Genomic DNA, 18824 nt, shown 5'->3' on the forward strand with positions numbered 1-18824 from the left:
TATATCTTAGTCTCACTTTATATACGTAAAGATTTACCCATTCAAATGGTGAAATAACCATTTGGTTAATCCTTCCAAACCGACTTCGATCTGAATGGATGATATAGGTCTTTATTATTTCTAAAACGGTTTCGGTAAAAATGAATCACGGCAGTTCTTCCCATGACCCGAATTGGGCATAACAAAAAGGACACTGGATAATATCCAATGTCCCTCATTTAATAAGCTTATATTCAGCCACTGTAACGCTTTTATCCAACCTATTACGAACGTTCTGCTTTCGGCAAAGCATTACGTAAACGCTTGGCCCGATAACTCTGATATGCACGAATCAACATGCCGATGATGATCATGACCACACCGATGTTAATTGCGACATCAGCGAGATTCAAAATCCCGCGTCCTGACGGAAATACGAGGAAATCCGTTACCCGGGCATAGATAAATCGATCGATCGCATTTCCTAAAGCCCCGCCGACCATAAAACCCGCGCCAGCTTGCATCCAGAAACCGCGAATCTCACCTTTACTCCGGTAATACAGCATGCCCGCTATGAACAGAACAGCAATCACACCAAACAGACGCGCATTTCCCTGAAACATGCTGCCAGCCATTCCACTGTTCTCGTAATGCTGTAACTGCATGCCCGAGTTACCCAGTCTCATGACGTCGCCAACTTCCATATACATCCTCACTGCAATCTTGGTTCCCTGGTCCACCAAAGTCACCAGCAGTGCTACAAAATAAAACAGCATCGTGCTTCTCCTCCTGCCTACGTAGCAATAACTTATTTTAACTTTAAGAGTTATGTATATTAGGTTCCTTTCACTTTAACACAGCCGATGTACGGTCTCCAAATGAACGGTCTTTAACCACGCAAATAACGTCCACTAACATCGTTCAGACTGCATCCAGAAGGGACTACACCAATCCATGTCGAATGTAGACATCAATCATATATGTAAAGGGGCTGCCTGTAATTTGAACCTGATCATGACAGAGAAATTAAAGGAAATGCAACAGGAAGAAAGTGACTTGGTATTTGGCAAATTTGATTCTGAAACGGCGCTTAACCTTGGCCTGCATCTGGTCGAAGAAGCGAAGCGTCGTTCCCAAGCCGTGACCATCGACATTACCCTGAAAGGACATCGTCTCTTTTTGCATGCGATGGGAGGCACTCATCCCGACAACGAAGACTGGATTCGACGCAAAAACAACGTGGTGAATCATTTCTCCTCCAGTTCTTGGCATACCGCCCTGCGGTTGAGAAGTGAAAACCAGACACTTGAACAAGACTTCAATCTGCCTTCATCGGACTATGTCCTAGCCGGTGGCGCTTTCCCGCTGATTCTGAAAAATGAGGGACAGGTCGGCACCATTACGGTATCAGGTCTGCCTGATGAGGAAGACCATGATCTGGTCACGACAGGCATTCGCTCGTTTTTGTTGCAGCAAGATTAGATTAAAATGGGCAATAAAAAATCCGTACCTGGGATAGGCACGGATTTTCTTCTTTTTCCTGTAGTTAAATTCCTGCGTTTATTGGATCGCCGAGAGAACGTCCAGCAGCATGGATTTGAACTTGGGCCGATCAATCGCCTCACAGACACGTACATTCGGCTCTTTGCCAAAACGTCCGTTGATATCGACCACGCTATATCCACGTGTCAGTTCTCCTGCTGCTTCCACGTCCACATAATATTGACCCGACTTGGTCATGATGGATTCATCTGCCGCAACAGCCATCAACAACGTATCGGGATGAGTGGTGCCATTGAGTTTATGTACCGACTTGTTGAACTGCATAACCACTTTGTTGATTGCAGTGAAGAAATCGGCACCCGATGTACCCAGAGCCGCAATCTCTGCATGATCGTCATCGTCCATCACTGAATATTGCGTGCACATCTCCCAGCCAACCATCGTGATTGGAATGCCTGCATGCAGTACAATTTTCGCTGCTTCCGGGTCCACGTAGAAGTTATACTCCGCTGCCGGTGTAATATTGCCCAGTGCATTATTGGTTCCGCCCATGATGTACAGGTGAGCAATCTCCGGAATAATGGTTGGGTCCTTCTGGATCGCCATTGCAATATTAGTCAAAGGGGCAATCGCCAGAAGTTCAATTTCACCTGGATGTGCATGCACCTTCTCAATGATAAAATCAACCGCATGCCCGCTCTCGGGACGCTGATCTGCCTTCGGGAAATGCGCGCCGCCCATACCATCATCGCCATGCACGTCTTCCACTGTGCGGTGCTGAGCTTTACCGTAGGCCATTAGCGGACGCTCGCAACCTTTATACACAGGCACCTTACCGCCATGTCCAGCAACCTGTACCGTGTACAGGGCATTTTCAACCTCCTGGTCGAATTGTACGTTACCGCCCGTAATGGTGATGCCTTCCACCTGAAAGTGATGCAATGCCGTCAGGATCGCAATCGTATCGTCTCCTGCTGTATCTGTATCGATGATGACTCTTCTCATGATGCCGCGCTCCTTCTTCCGTTTGATAGTAAACTCCATAAAACACTATGTCTTATTTTACATCAAAAACGTACCAATGACGATGGAAACGCCGATGATAATCGAACGCAGCAGCTGGGCTACCGCCATATTACCTCGTGCAATTTCGTCACATACCCGCATTTTTGGAATCAGGAAATCAAATATAATATAGACCAGGCACAGCACAATAATTCCAAACGCCGACCACAGCAGCATATCCAACCACGAATGCGTCGAGAAAGATACCATGCCCACAATAATACACAGTCCCAGCAATTTGCTGCCCATGTACATGCCTGCCGCCTCGTTACCTTTGGCGATTTCCTCACTATCGTTATACCGGGTCAATTTGCTAAAAGCAAAATATCCACATACCAATACCACCAGCAGAATGCCTACACCCACCGCCACATTCACGAGGTTTAATCCCAAGTTTTCCATTCCTTCTCCTCCTCATCATTCATCCGTTCACGAACCGTAGCCGCGCAATAATAGGCCATATCTCCGGTTACTTTCTCCCCGACCCGTGGTAGTATCCCAGCCATACGCCCACCGATAACAAACACCCCTGTAAGCAGATAGCCGCTGTATGCTCCAGCTTCCGTCTCGATCACAACCTGTTCCATCGGAACCAGCTGCTGATAGATTTTGGGCTGATTTTCGTAATAAGCTGTAATCTCTTTATCCTCGTCCGTTGCCCCAGATGCAAGATTGGATTCCAGCGCCTCGTTAAGAGGATGCTCCATATCCTGCTTTCCAAAGGCATTGTCCGTTCCTTCATCCAGCAAAAGAGTTCCTCTGCCTTCGCGCCCCCAGTAGCTTTTGGCTACATATGATATGGCGTTCAGCTCGAAGGGCTCAGATGAAAAATAGGTGGGTAGCAGATATCGGTAAATCACGTCCATCTCTGCTTCATCAAAGAGGGTAAACCCGCAATATTCCGGGGTTTGCTCGTTCCGCTCGTAGAGCGACCAGATTGCCGCCATGAAACCTTTGCTCTGCATCAGCACATGCTGAACGGGATTCATCAGGCCAAGTCGTCCCTCACGTACAAGTTCAAGCAGCGCAGCACCAATGTCCACCCCTGTCGTCTCATCCCGATCATCGATCAGATACTCCAGTGGATAAAGGCGATACAGCAAGTTAATCTCCCGCCCCCTATGGTAAAGCGCCTCTCCCGGAACAATCTCCAGTTCCTCAAGTGGAGCATAGAAAACCTCGTATCCCGCTTCCTGACAACGTCTCATCAGGTATTCCGTATTCGTTCGGTCTTCGACATGTTCGCCAAAAGAAGTGAATGTCACCGGACCCTTTAATCCCTGCTCTGTATAGAATTCCAGCCACATCTTGAAACATTCCCGAATACGTGTATCCATCTCGGCAGATGGCGCAGTTAACGCGGCATCCTCAGCAAGACCGACCAGGATATTTTCCAATGCAGCAGCCTCCGGTATGCCAGTAGGAGTGTCCGTATTATTTTCAATACACTTCGGCCCAGCTTCTCCAATAATCCAGTCCTGACGGGTAATGCCTCCAGTTACCAACTCCATACGTGCCGCCGGGATAAGCCCCGGATGGATACCCAACTGATGCTCTAAAAAAGAATCCGGCATATATTGCTGGATAAATCGCATCACTTTACAGTAAATGCCGTCTACCGCCTGGGCTGCGGTACGCAGCTCTTGTACCTCCGAGGGAGAATAAACCGTTAATGCAGGCACACAATATTGTTTCCCATACATTCGATGATATGGAATCTGTTGTTCCGTTTCGCCCTGAAATACCTCTTCGTGACTTAACGGCAGTTGAACCACTTGCCTCATCCGGTTATCCTCCCGAGCTACGGAAGAAGCTACCGAAGCCGCTTGATTTGGACTTGGATTTGCTATAGGAGCTGTTACTATCCTTGTTGCTTCGATAAGACGACCCACCGTAGTAATAGTGCCCACTGCTGGAATCATATTCACATCCGGTATCATACTCCGGGTCACATTCATCATTGTTGCTGCCACAACCGGATAACACGGCAGGAACCGCCAGCATCAGGGAGAAAGCAACCAGCTTTGCTTTTGATCCGGGTTTTGATGCTTGCCCCCGCTCTTGGTCACTCATCACAGATCCACCTCTTTCATATAAAACAACACTTTCTTGCGATCCGCATCCAGCACGGAATACAGGAATTCATACGTCTTGCCAGCGCGAACCATGTAATGGTCCAGCAGTTGCTCGGCAAGCTCCATCGTATAGGTGGAGGATACTGTGAGTTCCAACTCCTGAAATGAACTTCCATTCCAGAGCATATACTCTGCGCTGTACATGGAAGACATTTTGCACATCGCCAGCGCAGCATCCGCAATGGCTGCACCGTACTCATCCGGCATCTGTTGGTCATATGGCGTTACATATACTGCATGTTCCCGCCCATCCTGGCATTCATTGGACAGATGCGCCCAGAGTTTGTTTTTCACCAAGGTGGCATCCACCAGTTTGCGCATGAACAGTTCATCTCGTGTGACTGAAGCCTGTTCCAGCACTCCCGTCTCCGCCTGTCGATCATCCGACCAACTCCGATACGTCAATGAATAATAGATACCGATAACCTCCCTTTTTGCGAGCTCTTAGGTGAGCCGTTTCAATTCATACAAACGTATTTAACGCATCAGAAGGAAAAAAGTTACACTAGTGAATCAATTTCATAGTACCTTTAGCTGCTTCAAATCAAGGCTAGACATAGATAAAAATGGTTTAATTTGTCTATGTCTAGTTACAAAACTCCATTTTTAGTGATTTATGAAATTGATTCTATTCACCATGACATGTAATAAAGAACATGTTGGCTACCTTCATTCTCCGATTAACGAAGCAGGAAATAACATACTGTTTTCTACTTTTGGTACGCAATTCAGTTCAAAAAGGCCGGAGAAGACTCTCCGACCGCACTTTTTAATCTTATGCTCATGCCATTCTGACTTATAACTCAGCCCACTGTGCCAATACATCATTATATTCAGCGGACAATTGCTCGCGATCATTCCAGATTTGTTCCAGTTCAAGCGGATTGTTCTGCACCATTTCCAACTGTTGATCCAGCACCTGAATCTCTGCCTCAAGACGAGCCAACGTCTGTTCCAGCTTCTCCGCAGATTGTTGGTTGCCACTGCCACTTCTATGTTTCGATGCAGTTGCTGCCGAAGGAGTCAACGCCTTACCTGATTCAGTAGAAGCTTTATGATCATGACTTCCACCGGCAGCTACAACAGTGGATCCGTTCATTGTCGAGGTTGCTCCTGGCTTCTTCCCTGATCTGGCAGTCCCGCCGGGCGCGGACGTTAAACCTGACTTCATCTCTGAGTTGGTGTTCCCACGAGAAGAAACGCCCACGCCTGCTGTAGCCTGAGTTGTCGCCGCCGCACGAGCTTGCAAATCAAGCTTCTTCTCACGATACGCCTCATAGTCTCCCAGATAAGCGGTCATCTGACCGTCCTCCAGTTCCCAGACACGGGAAGCGAGGCGATTGACGAAGTACCGATCATGCGAGATGGCAAGTACAGTTCCTTCAAAATCAACCAGTGACTCTTCCAGCGCTTCTCTCGATGCGATATCCAGATGGTTGGTTGGCTCATCGAGCAACAGTACATTGGGTTTGCGCTGCACCAGCAGAGCTAGCCGCAGACGCGTCCATTCCCCACCAGATAATTGCCCGACAGAGCGGAATACATCCGCTCCATAGAACAAATATCGTGCCAGAATTCCGCGAGCCTCTCCCTCTTCCACGCCTGCTTCCAGACGGAAGTATTCGAGTACGTTCAGCTTTGGATTCGTAGGTTCCTCCTGTTGAGCCAGATACCCTACATCCACGCGTGCTCCCCACTCCAGCTTGCCCGCATTGGGCTGCTCGTCACCAAGCAACAGCTTGAACAGGGTCGTCTTGCCGGAGCCATTGCGTCCAATGAGTGCAATTTTATCCCCATATTCCAACAGACCCGAGATTCCGCGCAGGATTTCACGCTCGCCATAGCTCTTCTCGACCTGTTCCAATACCGCTACCCGTTTACCCGTTCGATCCGTAGGACGCACATCGAACTCGGCATTGCGGCGCTCCAGTACAGGACGCTTCACCTGTTCCATCCGCTCGATGGCTTTACGCATAGAAGCTGCCCGTCTGAAGAACTTTTCATTCCCACCAACTCGGCCCCACTCCTCTAACTGGCGGATCGTTTCCTTCATTTTCTTGATAACCTTCTGCTGCTCCTTGAACTCCTCGAATTGCTGCAACAGCCGTTGTTCCTTCACTTTCATATATTCCGTATAACCGCCAGCAGACGTTTCCGCTTCTCCATCCTCCAACTCCAGTGTTCGATTCACGACCCGATCCAGAAAATAGCGATCATGCGAGATCAGGACAATGGTGCCGGGATATTCTCGTAAAAATCCTTCCAGCCACTCGACCCGCTCCAGATCAAGATGGTTTGTCGGCTCATCCAGCAATAACAGGTCGGGTCTTACGATTAGCTGTGAAGCCAGAACCACCCGAGTTTGCTCCCCACCAGACAGTGAACCAAAGCGCCAACCATAGTGTGCCTTGGCGATATCCAAACCGTCCGCCACCTGATCGATCCGGGCATCCATTTCGTATCCACCCTCACGCTCGAACTGGTCTTGCAGTGCCGCGTAGCGTTTCAGCAGGCGCTCCAATTGATTAGGGTCTGCTGCACATGCCGGATCGGACATCTGCTGCTCCATTTCCTTCATTTGCGTGCGACATATCATAAGCTCCTTGAATCCAAGACTCAGTACATCCAGTACGGTATGGTCATCCAATCCTTCTGGAACCTGAGCCACATATCCCATTCGTGTATCTTTCTTGATCATCAATTGCCCTTCATCCGGCTTGTTCAGTCTTGCCATCAGGCGCATAAGTGTGGTCTTGCCGCTTCCGTTGCGGCCAATCAGGGCGACCTTGTCACCTTCCATAATTTCAAACGTAATGCCGTCCAGCACCAGATGTGCTCCGTGGTATTGAGTCAGTTGTTGCGCGCTAATAATCATCATAATAAGGTTCCTCCTATGGTATGGAAGATCCTGACCGCAACACAAAAAGAGCCGCAGGAGGTTAGCTCCGCGGCCCTTCAGAATTCAAGCAATATCGCTTATCGTCCGAATGAGGTCAAGGCAGGCATCTTCTCGCAAATGTTAACTTCCGTATATTCAAAATTGGACGGACTTCTCCCGTTGGTCAGAAAAGTATGAACAATGCCAGCCATAGCAATCGGCAGCTGGCTAATACGGTTGTTAAGCATCTCGTGATTCACCTGTCTTCACCTCCCTTGTCATAATTAATGTCAATATATCACAGACGAATGCGTTTCCGCAACCATCCCTTCGCCCAATTCAATCATACTGTACAGTAGTTTCATTCTTACGCTTAATTCCTGCCCCGTCGCCGAAGCATTACATCCCTGATCGCCACCGTAATAAGTGTTAACATTCCCGAGGTACCCAGTAATGCGCCAAGTAGGGCATATCCGATGCCATTCCACCCGCCAATATCGATGCTGATCATGATTACAACGGCACCGCCGAGCAAGGCCACACATGGCAATATATATTGAACCCACGTCATTCGCCGTCCTTGCAATCGGTAAATAAGCCATTCAATCAGCAGCAGCACCGCCCACATTCCCAATGTCCACAAGATCAGTACTTCCATAAGGTTCCCCTCCTGTTGCTGGATGGATTAAGCCCTTTGTTACAGACCTTACGTTACTTCAACCAATCTGAGAAAAAGTTCCGGTACCCTTCTTTCATCTTCGTGCGCGAAAAAGCACCAAACGCATACTCCCGGTTGTCTTCCGACACACTGCGCGGCGCAGCCGCAGCCATGTTCACCAGTTCAAACCAGTTATCCTCGTTGCCTGCAAAGGCATGCGTGGATCGAATATGACCGTAGCAAGCATGCTCCGGCTTCACGACCATTTTGCCCATCGCCATCGCTTCCGTCAACGGCATCGCAAATGTATCAAAGGCCGAACAGTTCCAATACACCTTGGATGAGTTCATCAACGTAAATATCTCATCCTGCGTGAGCGCAAACTTAAGCTTCACGTTGGAAGGAATGTCGTACTTCTTCATGGTTTCCTTATAGCGTACACCGCCAAACACCATATATACTTCCTTGTCCGGGTTCTGCCGAGCGTATTCCAGCACCAGATCCGGGCGACGATTCGCTTCATCCCTACCGATCCAGAGCACCCGATTATGCACAACCTGACTCGGATCATAGTGCCGGTTCGCCAGCTCTTCGCTAAAGCCAATCGGGATAACGTTCACGTCATGTACGCCGAAATTGCGACCCAGCTCTGTTTTCAAAAACTCCGTCTGCACAATTGCTTTATCCACCATCGTATAAAATGGCTTCATCATCTCATATCCCGTTAGCGCGGGATCGGGGAAACTGTGCGGGAACAATACACTCTTTGGTAAGAACATCTTCAAAAACGTAAACCCGGATACGGTGTAGATGACATGCTCTATATTTTGGCTATGAATCTGGTCCAGCACGATATCGTAGTTCACCAGGTCACCTTTCTCATGCTCATAACCAGGCAACCAGTCGTATCCACTGACATGACGCTCCGGCGAGATGAACACGATATCAACACCCAACTCCAGACCAATCTGCTTCAGCCGATCCGCAAATACGCGTGGCCCCTGAGCTTCCGTGAATTGAATTTTACGCATAACAAGTCCGACTTTACGCAAACTTCTCACCCCTCATTTCTATTCCTCATCCAAGTGCTTCATGCACTGTTCCAGCGTTGCTGCCGTCTCATGCCACTGGTTACGCAACTGTTCCTTCGGCCACACACATTCCTCACTTCTCAGGTCACCATCAATCAAACGCAGCATCCAGAATGAGAATACAATAGCATAAGCGTCGTACCATTCTGCAAAAGAAACCCGTTCAATTTGCACGCCCAGGCTCCCCAGTTTGTCCAAATAAACATCCACGACCCGCTCTCGCAATGCAGACGTAACCGTTCTGGGAAACAGCGGATGCGATAGATCAACTAGGTGATATATATCCCACAGTGGCGTATTCAGATGGGCATGCTCCCAATCCAAGATGACCAGTCTGCCGTCCACCTCCGCCATGTTACCTGGATGCAGGTCTCCGTGACACAAAACAGTAGGAAGTTCTTCCTCTGCCGTGAGGATCAACCTGGAGATCTTATCCCAATCGGATGCGGATAGCTGCATATCCAATCTGGATAACAGTTCATCGGTAGATTGCCTATGCATTTGCAACTCATCCAACATTGTGCGAATGGACGGTTTCTGGCCCACGCGAGGCAGCTCACTCCAATCCGTAACAGGCAATGCATGCCATGCTGCCATATGTGCCGCTGCGCCGAGCATCGTCGCTTCTTGCGAATCATGTACCAGTTGCCCCAGATCCTCGTAGATCATCCAGCTCTGTGCTGGAGCAATGGTAAGATCCGACGCTGCAATGAGTTGCGGATAGATCGGTGTTAAGCCAGACATCACACGCTCGTACATCCATCGTTCCCGTCCATGCTGTGCAGGATTCGTCAACGGTTTGAAAATATAACTTTCACCGCTAGGAACAGTGAATCGCTCCACATATCGTCCGTTCATTCCTTTATACAACTGTTCACGGCTTGTTATATAGTAATCATTCAGCATTCCTTCGGGCGTCACCCAGCTGTATGCATCCAACTCTTCGTTCACGCTACCCACCATCCATTTCGTTCTTCCTGCTGCTCCGATTATGATTTCTATTCATCATACGTTGCCACTCACAAGCCTGCAAGCTTTGGTCGTAAGCGCTTATTCAGCGTATCAAATCAGAGGTTCAAAAGTGCTTGTTGCATTTTAGTTAGTAATCACTTACTATACAATCATGAAGAACAAATCTCATGTGGATAGCAAAAAGAAAGATATCCTACAAGCGGCGATGCGCTTGTTCGCAACCAAAGGCGTTGACGGCATATCCGTCAAAGAGATCGGTGACGCCGCCGGAGTAACCGATGCGGCGATCTACAAACATTTTAAAAACAAGGATGCCGTTGCCCTAGAAGCCTTCACCCAATACTGTGTCGACTATACTGCACTGATTGACGGGTATGTTCGACAGGAAGGTCCGGTGTTGGAACGCTTCAAGCAACTGGTTACCGAGGTTCTCCATCTGCATGATGAAGATCCCTACGGACTGCTGCTGATTTCACAGAATCATGAAATATTCATTGAAGCCGGAAGCAGCGAGGATTACCGTCAGCCATTGGATGCGTTAATGGATCTGATCGATCAGGGAATGATGCGGGGCGAACTGCCTCAGCAGGATTCACGGCTCACAGCCGTGCTGGTGATCGGTGCAATTACACGTATGGCGGTCTCCAGTATGCAAGGTGAACTACCGGAGCTGTTAGTACCTTATACGGGGGAAACGGTTCACAGACTTGCATCGATGTTAGGGCAGGTACCCCAGGAGTAACAATGGAGATGGGATGAAGCTAGAAATGGATTAGCGGAGCGTAGGGAAAACGACGTGAGCAACTACATTGTTTCCGAAGGAAACAACCTTCATAAGTTTCTGCTTATTTCAGCTGAATCCCATCTTCGATGCTGATGATGCCGCTAGGCATGATTTGTAATCAAAAGCGGACTCTTTGAACAACTTCTAAAAGAGAATCGTCAGCATACCATTAGGATATAAGAATGGATTACCGGGTCATACGTGACCTTTTCTTTTTGCACATGAGGTTAGTGTTTATTAACTAAAATAGTCAGGACGTGTCATCTTCCATGAAAAAAATATTAATTATTCAAGGCAATCCCGTCTCCCCCAGTTACAACGGCGCACTAGCCGAAGCTTACCGTAAAGGTGCGGTGCAGGCGGGTGCCGACGTCCGCATGATCACCCTGAACGAGTTGGCGTTCAACATGAATCTGGAGGGAGGATACCGAAATAAACTTCCACTCGAACCGGACTTGCTGGAAGCCCAAGAGGCGATTAAATGGGCAGAGCATCTCGTATGGGTATTCCCAATCTGGTGGGGAGGACCGCCTGCCCTGCTGAAAGGTTTCGTTGACCGAATCTTCATGCCAGGTTACGCCTTCAAGTATCAAAAAGGAAAACCATTCCCGGATCAACTGCTCAAAGGCCGCACCGCCCGCATGATCACCACGATGGATGGTCCGAGCTGGTACTTCAAATGGTTCCAAGGTGAGCCCGCACATAAAATGATGAAAATCTCCACATTTGCACTGACTGGCATCAAACCTGTGCGGATAACAACTGTAGATCAAGTCGGGAAGAAGTCCGATGAACAGAGAAAGAATTGGCTGGATAAGATTGAACAGCTTGGGCGGAAGATGGGGTAAACACTTTTCTGCAAGAAAATCTCATCGAAAGTATAGGACTCTCTCCGGATTTTCACGTTGTTAGTTAAATCAAAGAGCTGGGGATAAACGCAATTCGAAGGTAGTCCTGTAATCCGCGAAGAATGGTGCAATTGTAATTATAGTCCGACTTATATCAGAAAGCAGAAACGTGCCTATTCCTAGTTACAAAAAAGGGTTGTCCCCTACGTCTTGTTCAAGACGTAGGGGACAACCCTTTTAGCATTCATTATGGTCTAACGAACCGTAAACACGTTATTAGCGCCATTTCCGATAAGTCTGAGGTTTAACAAATCGTAGACGCATTATTTCCTCGATCTGTGTATCATTTGGAGGTTTTAAACTAGTTTGCACCGGAATAACTTCACTGAGGTTCGTTACATTTTGCATTCCACGCTAAATCGCCATTTAACACTCACTCGGTTCGTTAGCGACTTGCCCATCTACAACCATACAAGCAACCCATTACCCAAACGAAATACGACCTGATGGATGCTCAGGCAAAATAGCTGTAACCAACTGCTGCACAGCCGGATGATTCGACTTCATCACCGAATCCCCCGCATCACCGCTATAGACAATCCTGCCCTGATCCATTACCGCAATGCGGTCACAGATCGTCATGGCGGCCCGGATGTCATGCGTGATAAAGAGGTACGACAACCCGTAGGACGCCCTGAGCTCCGCCAATAAGGATAGGATTTGTGTCTGGTGCACCATATCCAGGCTGCTAATCGATTCGTCCAGTACGATTAACTTCGGCTTGAGCGCGATGGCTCGTGCGATGTTGACCCTCTGTAATTGGCCACCGCTGAACTGGTGCGGAAGCTTGTTTGCATCCTCTGGTGTAAGTCCAACCTGCTCGAGGAGTTGTCCGACCACACGAAGTTGTTCTTTTGCCGAAAATCGCTCGTAATTATCCAGTGGCTCACCGATGATCTGCGCGGCAGTCATGAGTGGATTCACAGCCGAATAACAGTCCTGGAACACGACCTGCAGATCGCGCCGTAATCCCTTAAGCACGGGTTTGCTAGATCGATAGATATCCTGACCCTGAAATAAAACCTGACCCTGGCTGGGCTTCTCCAGACCAAGAATAATTTTACCCAAGGTACTTTTACCTGCCCCGCTCGTACCCAGGAGCCCCAGACACACACCCTTTTCGATCGTAAGTGAGATATCTGCCAGCACAGGAGGACGCGCTCCCGAACGATCCAGCCAGTTGCGTTTGCCATAGCTATGGCTTACTTCACGTACCTGAAGCATCAGGTCACCCTCCTCTTTTGTACTTGGCAGAAGCAATCTCCGAAGAAGCTGAAATTACACATCACCATGTTCATTCCACCTCTACGCCTACCCACTCAAAACACAGTGTATTCCCGCTCTACACATAAACTCACTGAACAATTCAACTCATCTGTCATTCGCTATCGTCCTAAATACATACTGGGTCTGGCATTTAACAACATCCGTGTATACTCATGCTGCGGGTGATCGAACAGTTGGTACACATCCGCCTGCTCCACAATTCGCCCCTTCTGCATGACCGCGACTTCATCCGCCATTTGCGAGATCACGCCCAGATCGTGGGAGATGAGCAAGATGGATGTGCCATACTCCGTACGTAGCCGATCCAATTCCTGAAGCACCTTGAACTGATTCACGACATCCAGTGCCGTCGTTGGTTCATCAGCAATAACCAAAGCCGGTCGCAGGCACATCGATATGGCGATCATCACACGCTGCAACATACCGCCACTCAGTTGGAAGGGATATCGCTTCATCAGTTTAGCTGGTTCGGGTAAGTTCATATCTGCCAAGGCAGCAATGGCCCGCTCCCTGGCAGCTGCTTTGGACATTCCCGTATGCGTACGCAAGGTTTCAATGAATTGAGATCCAATCGTATATACGGGTGTAAAAGCATTCATCGGATTCTGCATAATAAATCCGATTTCCTTGCCGCGGATGCGCCGCATCTCCTCACCTGACAACGAGCCAAGCTCCCGTCCATTCAGGTGGATGCTGCCCGACACTTCCATCCTGCGCGGATCAAGCAGATGGAGCAACGCGTTACATGTAACGGTCTTACCGCTGCCACTCTCACCGACGAGACCGAAGACACGACCTTTTTTTAATTCAAAATCAATGGGCTCCAGTAACGGGACTGAACCCTCCGCTGTTCTTAGATTCACTTGCAGACCACGAACTTCGAGTACCTTCGCTGCATCATCCATCGTTACGTTCACCCCTCATATGCCTTCGATTCCGAACCACTACCTTTTTGCAATGCCATAACGCTCGGATAACGCTTCTCCTAAAATGTTGAACGTAATGACTACGAGCAGAATCAATGCCCCCGGGTAGATCATCAACTCCGGATGACTGCGAATATAACCTGTCCCCTCATGAATCATAGCGCCCCATTCTGCATTCGGTGGTTGAATACCGAGTCCCAGGAAAGACAGAGCAGATATATCCATAATCGCCCACCCCATCTCCAGAGTACCCATCACAACGATCGGACGTTGCACGTTGGGGATGATATGTTTCCGAATAATCGTCCACGAAGAGGAGCCGCTAATCCGCGCCGCTGCGATGAAGTTCCGTTCTTTCAGACTAACGACCATGTTCCGGCAGATACGTGCATAATACACCCACTGTACCATCATGAGTGCTAGAAGCACCTGCATCAAACCTGGACCAAAGATCCCTACAATACCGAGCACCAGCACCAGATTCGGAAACGCCATAATGCCTTCACACAAGCGCATCAACAGACTGTCCACCCAACCACCAAGGTAACCGGAGATTGAACCTATAATGACACCTATGAGCAAAGATGACAGGAAGATCAGGGTAGCAAATCCAAGCGACACTCTCGCTCCATACATCAGCCTAGTGAGATTGTCGCGTCCCAGATGATCCGTTCCGAGCCAATGCTCAAGCGATGGACTCGCCAGCTTCTGCAACAGATTCACCTTCACCGGGTCATGAGGAGCAATCCATGGGGCTAATAACGCGATCACGAAGAAAAGCAATATGATCACCGAGCATATCTGGATGGCTCTCTGCCCTTTAAATACCGCACGCCATTTGTTTATCAATGTTCTGCCCGTCCTTTCGCTGAAATCCGTGGGTCCATAACGAGCTGCACCAGATCAACGAGCAGATTGCATACGATGAACAGGCAGGCCGCCAGGAAGACATAACATTGAATAACGGGAATATCCCGATTAAATATCGCATCGACAAAATAACGTCCGAACCCAGGCCAGGAAAACACCTGCTCTACAATAATGGTGCCTGTGAGCAGCTTGCCCATACTCATCCCCATTCCTGTAATAAGGGGCGATATGGCGATTTTCAGGACATGCTTGAGCATAATCACTCTTTCGCGAATCCCGCGTGTTCTCGCATACTGTACATATGTCTCCTGCAATTGCTCCAGTACACTGGAACGTAACAATCGGGTGTAGACCGCAATAAGAATCAAGGAGAGAGTAATCGTAGGCAGAACCAGATTCTCCCACGATCCACGCCCCTCCACAGGTAGCCAGTCCAGCTTCACCGAGAAAAAGAAGATCAGCAAGTAACCGAGCCAGAATTGCGGAATAGATGCTCCAAAATAGGAAATCGCACGACTGACCATGTCAATCCAGCTATTCTTATACACCGCCGCCAGTATTCCCAATGGAATACTCACCAAAGCGGATAACAACATACTCCAGAAGGCTAGTTCAGCCGTAGCGGGAATCCTTAGTTTCACTTCATCCCATACGGGTTTGTTGGTGAGATACGAAGTACCGAAGTCGAGCTTGGCAATCTTCTGAATCGTATGCACATACTGGGTTAATAAAGGCTGATCCAGACCGAACTCATGCCGCTTTTGCGCAAGCAGCTCCGGTGTTGGATAGATATGAGCGGCTGTCAGATAAGCCTCGGCCGGATCAACCGGTGAGATATGAATAAGCGCAAAGGTAACTAGTGTAGCGATAAAAACGATAGGAATGATCGCGATCATTCGTTTCCCGATATAACTGATCAACAAACTTCCTCCCTTTTATCAAGCTACACAGACCTTACCAAGGCCTTACTATTTCCGAAATTAAAGTATTTACTACTTATTGATTGCCCAACTCAATGCCTACAAACGGATTTTCATCACGGTTTGCCGGGAAAATAAAGTTGGAAATTTTCTTCTGATATACCGCCGTTTTCTTAACATACGAGATGGGGACAATCGCCGATTGTTCCTGAAGTGTTGTCAGGATAGAGCCATACAGCTCCTGACGTTTCGTCTCATCTGTTGATGATAGTGCGGCATGTACCTGCTCGTCCAGTTCCTTTTTCATCGGCAAGGCACTGAGCGTCTCAGAGATACCAAATCCAGGGCTCGCTACAACGTTAATGAAGGAATGTGGATCATACGGAGCACCATAGTTGTACCAGAAATACAGGTCAAAATCATTGGCTTTCAAACGTTTGATCTGTACCGTCAGTTCCAGCCCAGTGAGGTTTACTTTAACCCCAAGCTCGCTCCATTCCGCCTGAATGGTCTCAGCCATCGCTTTCTGAATCGGGTCCGTCTTGTCAAAAATCATTTCGAATTCAAGCTGTTGGCCGTCTTTCTCACGAACGCTACCATTCGCAGGCATCTTCCAACCCGCTTCATCCAATAAAGCTTTGGATTGTTCCACATTATATTCGATCGGTTTCAGGTCAACATTGGTGTATGGGTAGTTTTTGGATAGTGCCGTATCTGCCGGTTCTTCCAGACCCAGAGTGATGCCTTCCACCATCGCTTTTTTGTTAAATCCTTGCTGGAGCGCCATCCGTACTCTGAGATCAGACAGCTTCGGATTGGAGGAATTCAGCAGCAGATCTCGCGTACCTACCGGATCAGACAGCTGACTCACATATTTATCGTTGTCACGAAGCTGTTGGAACGCATCCAGACTGATCATACCTTCACCATAGATCAGGTCGAGATCACCTTTTTCAAAAGCAAGCACGCGGGTTTCTGCATCAGGGATGATCTTAACCGTAATCTGATCCACCTTCGGTGCGGTTCCCCAATAATTCGGGTTGCGTTTGAAAACAGCATATTCGTCCTGCTTGTAATCAGCCAGCATCCACGGGCCCGTTCCAACTGGCTCTTTGATGCCTTGGGATGTATCTCCGTCATCCGGGAATCCGGCTTCACCCAGGAAGCGGAAAGGACGAACCACAGACAAATCCTGAAGAACAGGATAGTACGGCTCTGTGAGTGTCATACGGAACGTGTGGTTGTCCACAACCTCTGTCTTGTCGAGCACACCTACAATGCCCAGCCAGCTATGTGTAGCTTTATTTTTCATCACAGCGTCAAAATTCTTTTTCACAATCTCAGCATTAAATGGCGTACCATCTGAGAATTTCACACCTTGGCGAAGCTTAAATGTATATACTTTGCCATCATCGGAGATGGTCCATGATTCTGCCAGCGCAGGTTCCAGTTTTCCGTCCTTCTGGTAACTGATCAGTGGCTCATAGAGCATGGATTGGGCAAATAATTGCGAAGGATTGTACGTGTGCGGATTCATTGTACCGATATCACGTGGCCATGACATCGTAATCGACTTCGTAGACGTTTGAACCGAAGCAGCAGATGAGGATTCATCTCCACTTCCTATATTGCTGCAACCCACAATAACGAATAACAACAAGAGCATAGTTGCCAACGTGAGGGCCGAAGATTTGCGATGTTGTACAGACATGAATGTTGAACCCCTTTTCTCTATTTTATGATAATGATTATCATATTCATCCATTAAGAATAGGCAGGAGCCCTCCTTTTGTCAACAAAATTCGACATGGTATGTGTTGTTACTAAAATAGCCAAAAAACCTTTCCTATGGGAGGAAAGGCTTCTTGACATGAATGTGAATTACGACTAAAAAAATAAGCTCCACCATAATCTGTTATTCATTGCTCACAGCATGGAAATCACGAAAGTACATATGCAGATATATTACTGAAATCCATCTTCATGCGCCTTCTTGTTTCTCGTTTAAACTTCTACAGCGATGCCCTCATAGAACCGACGAATCACCTTCTCCGCTGGCTTGCCGTAATCCCGGAACATCGCCTCATAGAAACGCTCTTGTTCCTCCGCGCTGACTTCGCCTTCTAGTCCCCAATCGTTTGGTACCTGGGCTGATCCACTGCGGCTGGGACAGCCTGCTTCTGCGAAGAAGAAAGGTTTGCCGTAGGGAGTAATCGCCTGCTCAATTCGATCCAGCTGTGCCTCCCAATCTCCGATGGGATAATAACCACTGGAAGAGATCACGTCCACAGCATCCCACCACTTCACATGATCTTCCTGATATTTGTCCGTGTTGTATGACACCAGTCCCGTATACACTTCACGCACACCAGCGATCACCTCGCGCCACTCTTGATCCCGACGCTCGGATTGCACCATCTCACAGCCTACAATGAACATCTCACACTTTTCCTGCTCTGCAATCCCTGCATAATGCTTCTGAAATGCCGTGTAGCTGCAGAACCAATCCTTCCACTTCGGCTCACAAGGCACATCGATATCAAAAAAGTTAATATGTGCACGCCATGTGCCGTCGGTGCAGTTAACGGTTGGTTTCAGAATGACATGCAGCCCGAGTGTACGGGCATAACGAATCATGCCCACCAGTTCATCATCCTCCACCAGATGTGCACCCCGATACTTGACCTCTACCGCCTGCGGATGATCCTGATGTGCCGCCAGTGCAAAAATAACATGAGAACTGCCTGTACGTTCTGCCATCAGACGCAAAGACTCTTTGGCTTCCGGCTTGCGGAAGTCGCCCCTGCCACTCATCCAGCCAAATGTAAATCCCTTGATATAATCCATA

General features: G+C 48.4%; 20 protein-coding genes. 3 read left to right on the forward strand and 17 right to left on the reverse strand.

The features are described 5' to 3' along the window. Positions 1-263: 263 nt before the first annotated feature. Positions 264-755, reverse strand: coding sequence for a signal peptidase II (gene lspA / locus EL84_RS04445; protein ID WP_036606631.1), 492 nt, complete (start codon positions 753-755; stop codon positions 264-266). Positions 756-981: 226 nt separating this feature from the next. Between lspA and EL84_RS04450 the strand changes: the two genes are divergently transcribed. After that, entirely contained in the window at positions 982-1461 is a 480-nt protein-coding gene (locus tag EL84_RS04450) for a heme-degrading domain-containing protein (protein ID WP_235431486.1), read from the forward strand. Between the two features lie 78 nt (positions 1462-1539). Here the strand turns inward: EL84_RS04450 and EL84_RS04455 are convergent, their stop codons facing one another. The 10 genes from EL84_RS04455 to EL84_RS04495 form a co-directional block, all read right to left on the reverse strand. Then, complete coding sequence (locus EL84_RS04455; protein ID WP_036671600.1) at positions 1540-2487, reverse strand: nucleoside hydrolase; 948 nt, start codon at positions 2485-2487, stop codon at positions 1540-1542. A 57-nt stretch (positions 2488-2544) separates the two neighbouring features. Beyond that, positions 2545-2949 carry a DUF350 domain-containing protein gene (locus EL84_RS04460; protein WP_017691702.1) on the reverse strand — a complete coding sequence of 135 codons (405 nt, stop codon included), beginning with the start codon at positions 2947-2949 and terminating at the stop codon, positions 2545-2547. Continuing rightward, the gene (locus tag EL84_RS04465) at positions 2931-4331 is read right to left on the reverse strand and encodes a glutathionylspermidine synthase family protein (protein WP_047840849.1); all 1401 of its coding nucleotides are present in this window, start codon (positions 4329-4331) and stop codon (positions 2931-2933) included. Before EL84_RS04465 ends, EL84_RS04460 begins: the two co-directional genes overlap by 19 nt. 4 nt (positions 4332-4335) lie before the next feature. Continuing rightward, positions 4336-4620 (reverse strand): hypothetical protein, encoded by a 285-nt coding sequence (locus tag EL84_RS04470; protein ID WP_036671603.1) that lies wholly within the window; start codon positions 4618-4620, stop codon positions 4336-4338. After that, a complete protein-coding gene (locus EL84_RS31170) occupies positions 4620-5087 on the reverse strand; it encodes a hypothetical protein (RefSeq protein ID WP_082218848.1) in 468 nt (155 codons plus the stop codon). The genes EL84_RS04470 and EL84_RS31170 overlap by 1 nt, the downstream gene beginning before the upstream one ends. Before the next feature lie 391 nt (positions 5088-5478). Next, positions 5479-7560: a ribosomal protection-like ABC-F family protein gene (abc-f, locus tag EL84_RS04480; RefSeq protein ID WP_047840850.1), complete on the reverse strand. Its 2082-nt coding sequence runs from the start codon at positions 7558-7560 to the stop codon at positions 5479-5481. A gap of 98 nt (positions 7561-7658) precedes the next feature. Further along, a complete protein-coding gene (locus EL84_RS32220; protein WP_200904512.1) occupies positions 7659-7820 on the reverse strand; it encodes a hypothetical protein in 162 nt (53 codons plus the stop codon). Between the two features lie 113 nt (positions 7821-7933). Next, the gene (locus tag EL84_RS04485) at positions 7934-8218 is read right to left on the reverse strand and encodes a hypothetical protein (RefSeq protein WP_047840851.1); all 285 of its coding nucleotides are present in this window, start codon (positions 8216-8218) and stop codon (positions 7934-7936) included. 53 nt (positions 8219-8271) lie between these two features. Next, positions 8272-9270 (reverse strand): glycosyltransferase, encoded by a 999-nt coding sequence (locus tag EL84_RS04490; protein ID WP_047840852.1) that lies wholly within the window; start codon positions 9268-9270, stop codon positions 8272-8274. Between the two features lie 18 nt (positions 9271-9288). After that, positions 9289-10272 (reverse strand): aminoglycoside phosphotransferase family protein, encoded by a 984-nt coding sequence (locus tag EL84_RS04495; RefSeq protein ID WP_047840853.1) that lies wholly within the window; start codon positions 10270-10272, stop codon positions 9289-9291. 160 nt (positions 10273-10432) lie between these two features. On the opposite strand from EL84_RS04495, the gene EL84_RS04500 reads away from it, so the two are divergent. Next, entirely contained in the window at positions 10433-11023 is a 591-nt protein-coding gene (locus tag EL84_RS04500; RefSeq protein WP_036671691.1) for a TetR/AcrR family transcriptional regulator, read from the forward strand. A 311-nt stretch (positions 11024-11334) separates the two neighbouring features. Then, complete coding sequence (locus EL84_RS04505; protein WP_047840854.1) at positions 11335-11913, forward strand: NAD(P)H-dependent oxidoreductase; 579 nt, start codon at positions 11335-11337, stop codon at positions 11911-11913. Between the two features lie 483 nt (positions 11914-12396). Here the strand turns inward: EL84_RS04505 and nikE are convergent, their stop codons facing one another. The 6 genes from nikE to EL84_RS04535 form a co-directional block, all read right to left on the reverse strand. Continuing rightward, positions 12397-13197 (reverse strand): nickel import ATP-binding protein NikE, encoded by an 801-nt coding sequence (gene nikE, locus EL84_RS04510; RefSeq protein WP_047840855.1) that lies wholly within the window; start codon positions 13195-13197, stop codon positions 12397-12399. A gap of 161 nt (positions 13198-13358) precedes the next feature. Further along, the gene (nikD, locus tag EL84_RS04515; protein ID WP_047840856.1) at positions 13359-14165 is read right to left on the reverse strand and encodes a nickel import ATP-binding protein NikD; all 807 of its coding nucleotides are present in this window, start codon (positions 14163-14165) and stop codon (positions 13359-13361) included. 39 nt (positions 14166-14204) lie between these two features. Further along, entirely contained in the window at positions 14205-15035 is an 831-nt protein-coding gene (gene nikC / locus EL84_RS04520; protein WP_047840857.1) for a nickel ABC transporter permease subunit NikC, read from the reverse strand. Continuing rightward, positions 15032-15976, reverse strand: a complete 945-nt coding sequence (nikB, locus tag EL84_RS04525; RefSeq protein WP_047840858.1) for a nickel ABC transporter permease subunit NikB — start codon at positions 15974-15976, stop codon at positions 15032-15034. Before nikB ends, nikC begins: the two co-directional genes overlap by 4 nt. Positions 15977-16052: 76 nt before the next feature. Next, positions 16053-17687, reverse strand: coding sequence for a nickel ABC transporter substrate-binding protein (nikA, locus tag EL84_RS04530; RefSeq protein ID WP_047841078.1), 1635 nt, complete (start codon positions 17685-17687; stop codon positions 16053-16055). A gap of 293 nt (positions 17688-17980) precedes the next feature. Beyond that, positions 17981-18823, reverse strand: a complete 843-nt coding sequence (locus EL84_RS04535) for a glycoside hydrolase family 113 (RefSeq protein WP_047841079.1) — start codon at positions 18821-18823, stop codon at positions 17981-17983. Position 18824: the final 1 nt, after the last annotated feature.

Origin of the sequence: Paenibacillus sp. VT-400 (assembly GCF_001029205.1) — a bacterium.
In the GTDB taxonomy this organism is placed as follows: domain Bacteria; phylum Bacillota; class Bacilli; order Paenibacillales; family Paenibacillaceae; genus Paenibacillus; species Paenibacillus amylolyticus.

What these genes read in the sequence shown, in the direction of transcription:
- EL84_RS04470 (WP_036671603.1), bottom strand. Translation starts at nt 4,620, where the DNA reads ATGAGTGACCAAGAGCGGGGGCAAGCATCAAAACCCGGATCAAAAGCA.
- nikE (WP_047840855.1), bottom strand. Translation starts at nt 13,197, where the DNA reads ATGCTTCAGGTACGTGAAGTAAGCCATAGCTATGGCAAACGCAACTGG.
- lspA (WP_036606631.1), bottom strand. Translation starts at nt 755, where the DNA reads ATGCTGTTTTATTTTGTAGCACTGCTGGTGACTTTGGTGGACCAGGGA.
- EL84_RS04500 (WP_036671691.1), top strand. Translation starts at nt 10,433, where the DNA reads ATGAAGAACAAATCTCATGTGGATAGCAAAAAGAAAGATATCCTACAA.
- EL84_RS04505 (WP_047840854.1), top strand. Translation starts at nt 11,335, where the DNA reads ATGAAAAAAATATTAATTATTCAAGGCAATCCCGTCTCCCCCAGTTAC.
- EL84_RS04495 (WP_047840853.1), bottom strand. Translation starts at nt 10,272, where the DNA reads ATGGTGGGTAGCGTGAACGAAGAGTTGGATGCATACAGCTGGGTGACG.
- EL84_RS04535 (WP_047841079.1), bottom strand. Translation starts at nt 18,823, where the DNA reads ATGGATTATATCAAGGGATTTACATTTGGCTGGATGAGTGGCAGGGGC.
- abc-f (WP_047840850.1), bottom strand. Translation starts at nt 7,560, where the DNA reads ATGATGATTATTAGCGCGCAACAACTGACTCAATACCACGGAGCACAT.
- nikD (WP_047840856.1), bottom strand. Translation starts at nt 14,165, where the DNA reads ATGGATGATGCAGCGAAGGTACTCGAAGTTCGTGGTCTGCAAGTGAAT.
- EL84_RS04465 (WP_047840849.1), bottom strand. Translation starts at nt 4,331, where the DNA reads ATGAGGCAAGTGGTTCAACTGCCGTTAAGTCACGAAGAGGTATTTCAG.
- EL84_RS04455 (WP_036671600.1), bottom strand. Translation starts at nt 2,487, where the DNA reads ATGAGAAGAGTCATCATCGATACAGATACAGCAGGAGACGATACGATT.
- EL84_RS04460 (WP_017691702.1), bottom strand. Translation starts at nt 2,949, where the DNA reads ATGGAAAACTTGGGATTAAACCTCGTGAATGTGGCGGTGGGTGTAGGC.
- EL84_RS04485 (WP_047840851.1), bottom strand. Translation starts at nt 8,218, where the DNA reads ATGGAAGTACTGATCTTGTGGACATTGGGAATGTGGGCGGTGCTGCTG.
- nikA (WP_047841078.1), bottom strand. Translation starts at nt 17,687, where the DNA reads ATGTCTGTACAACATCGCAAATCTTCGGCCCTCACGTTGGCAACTATG.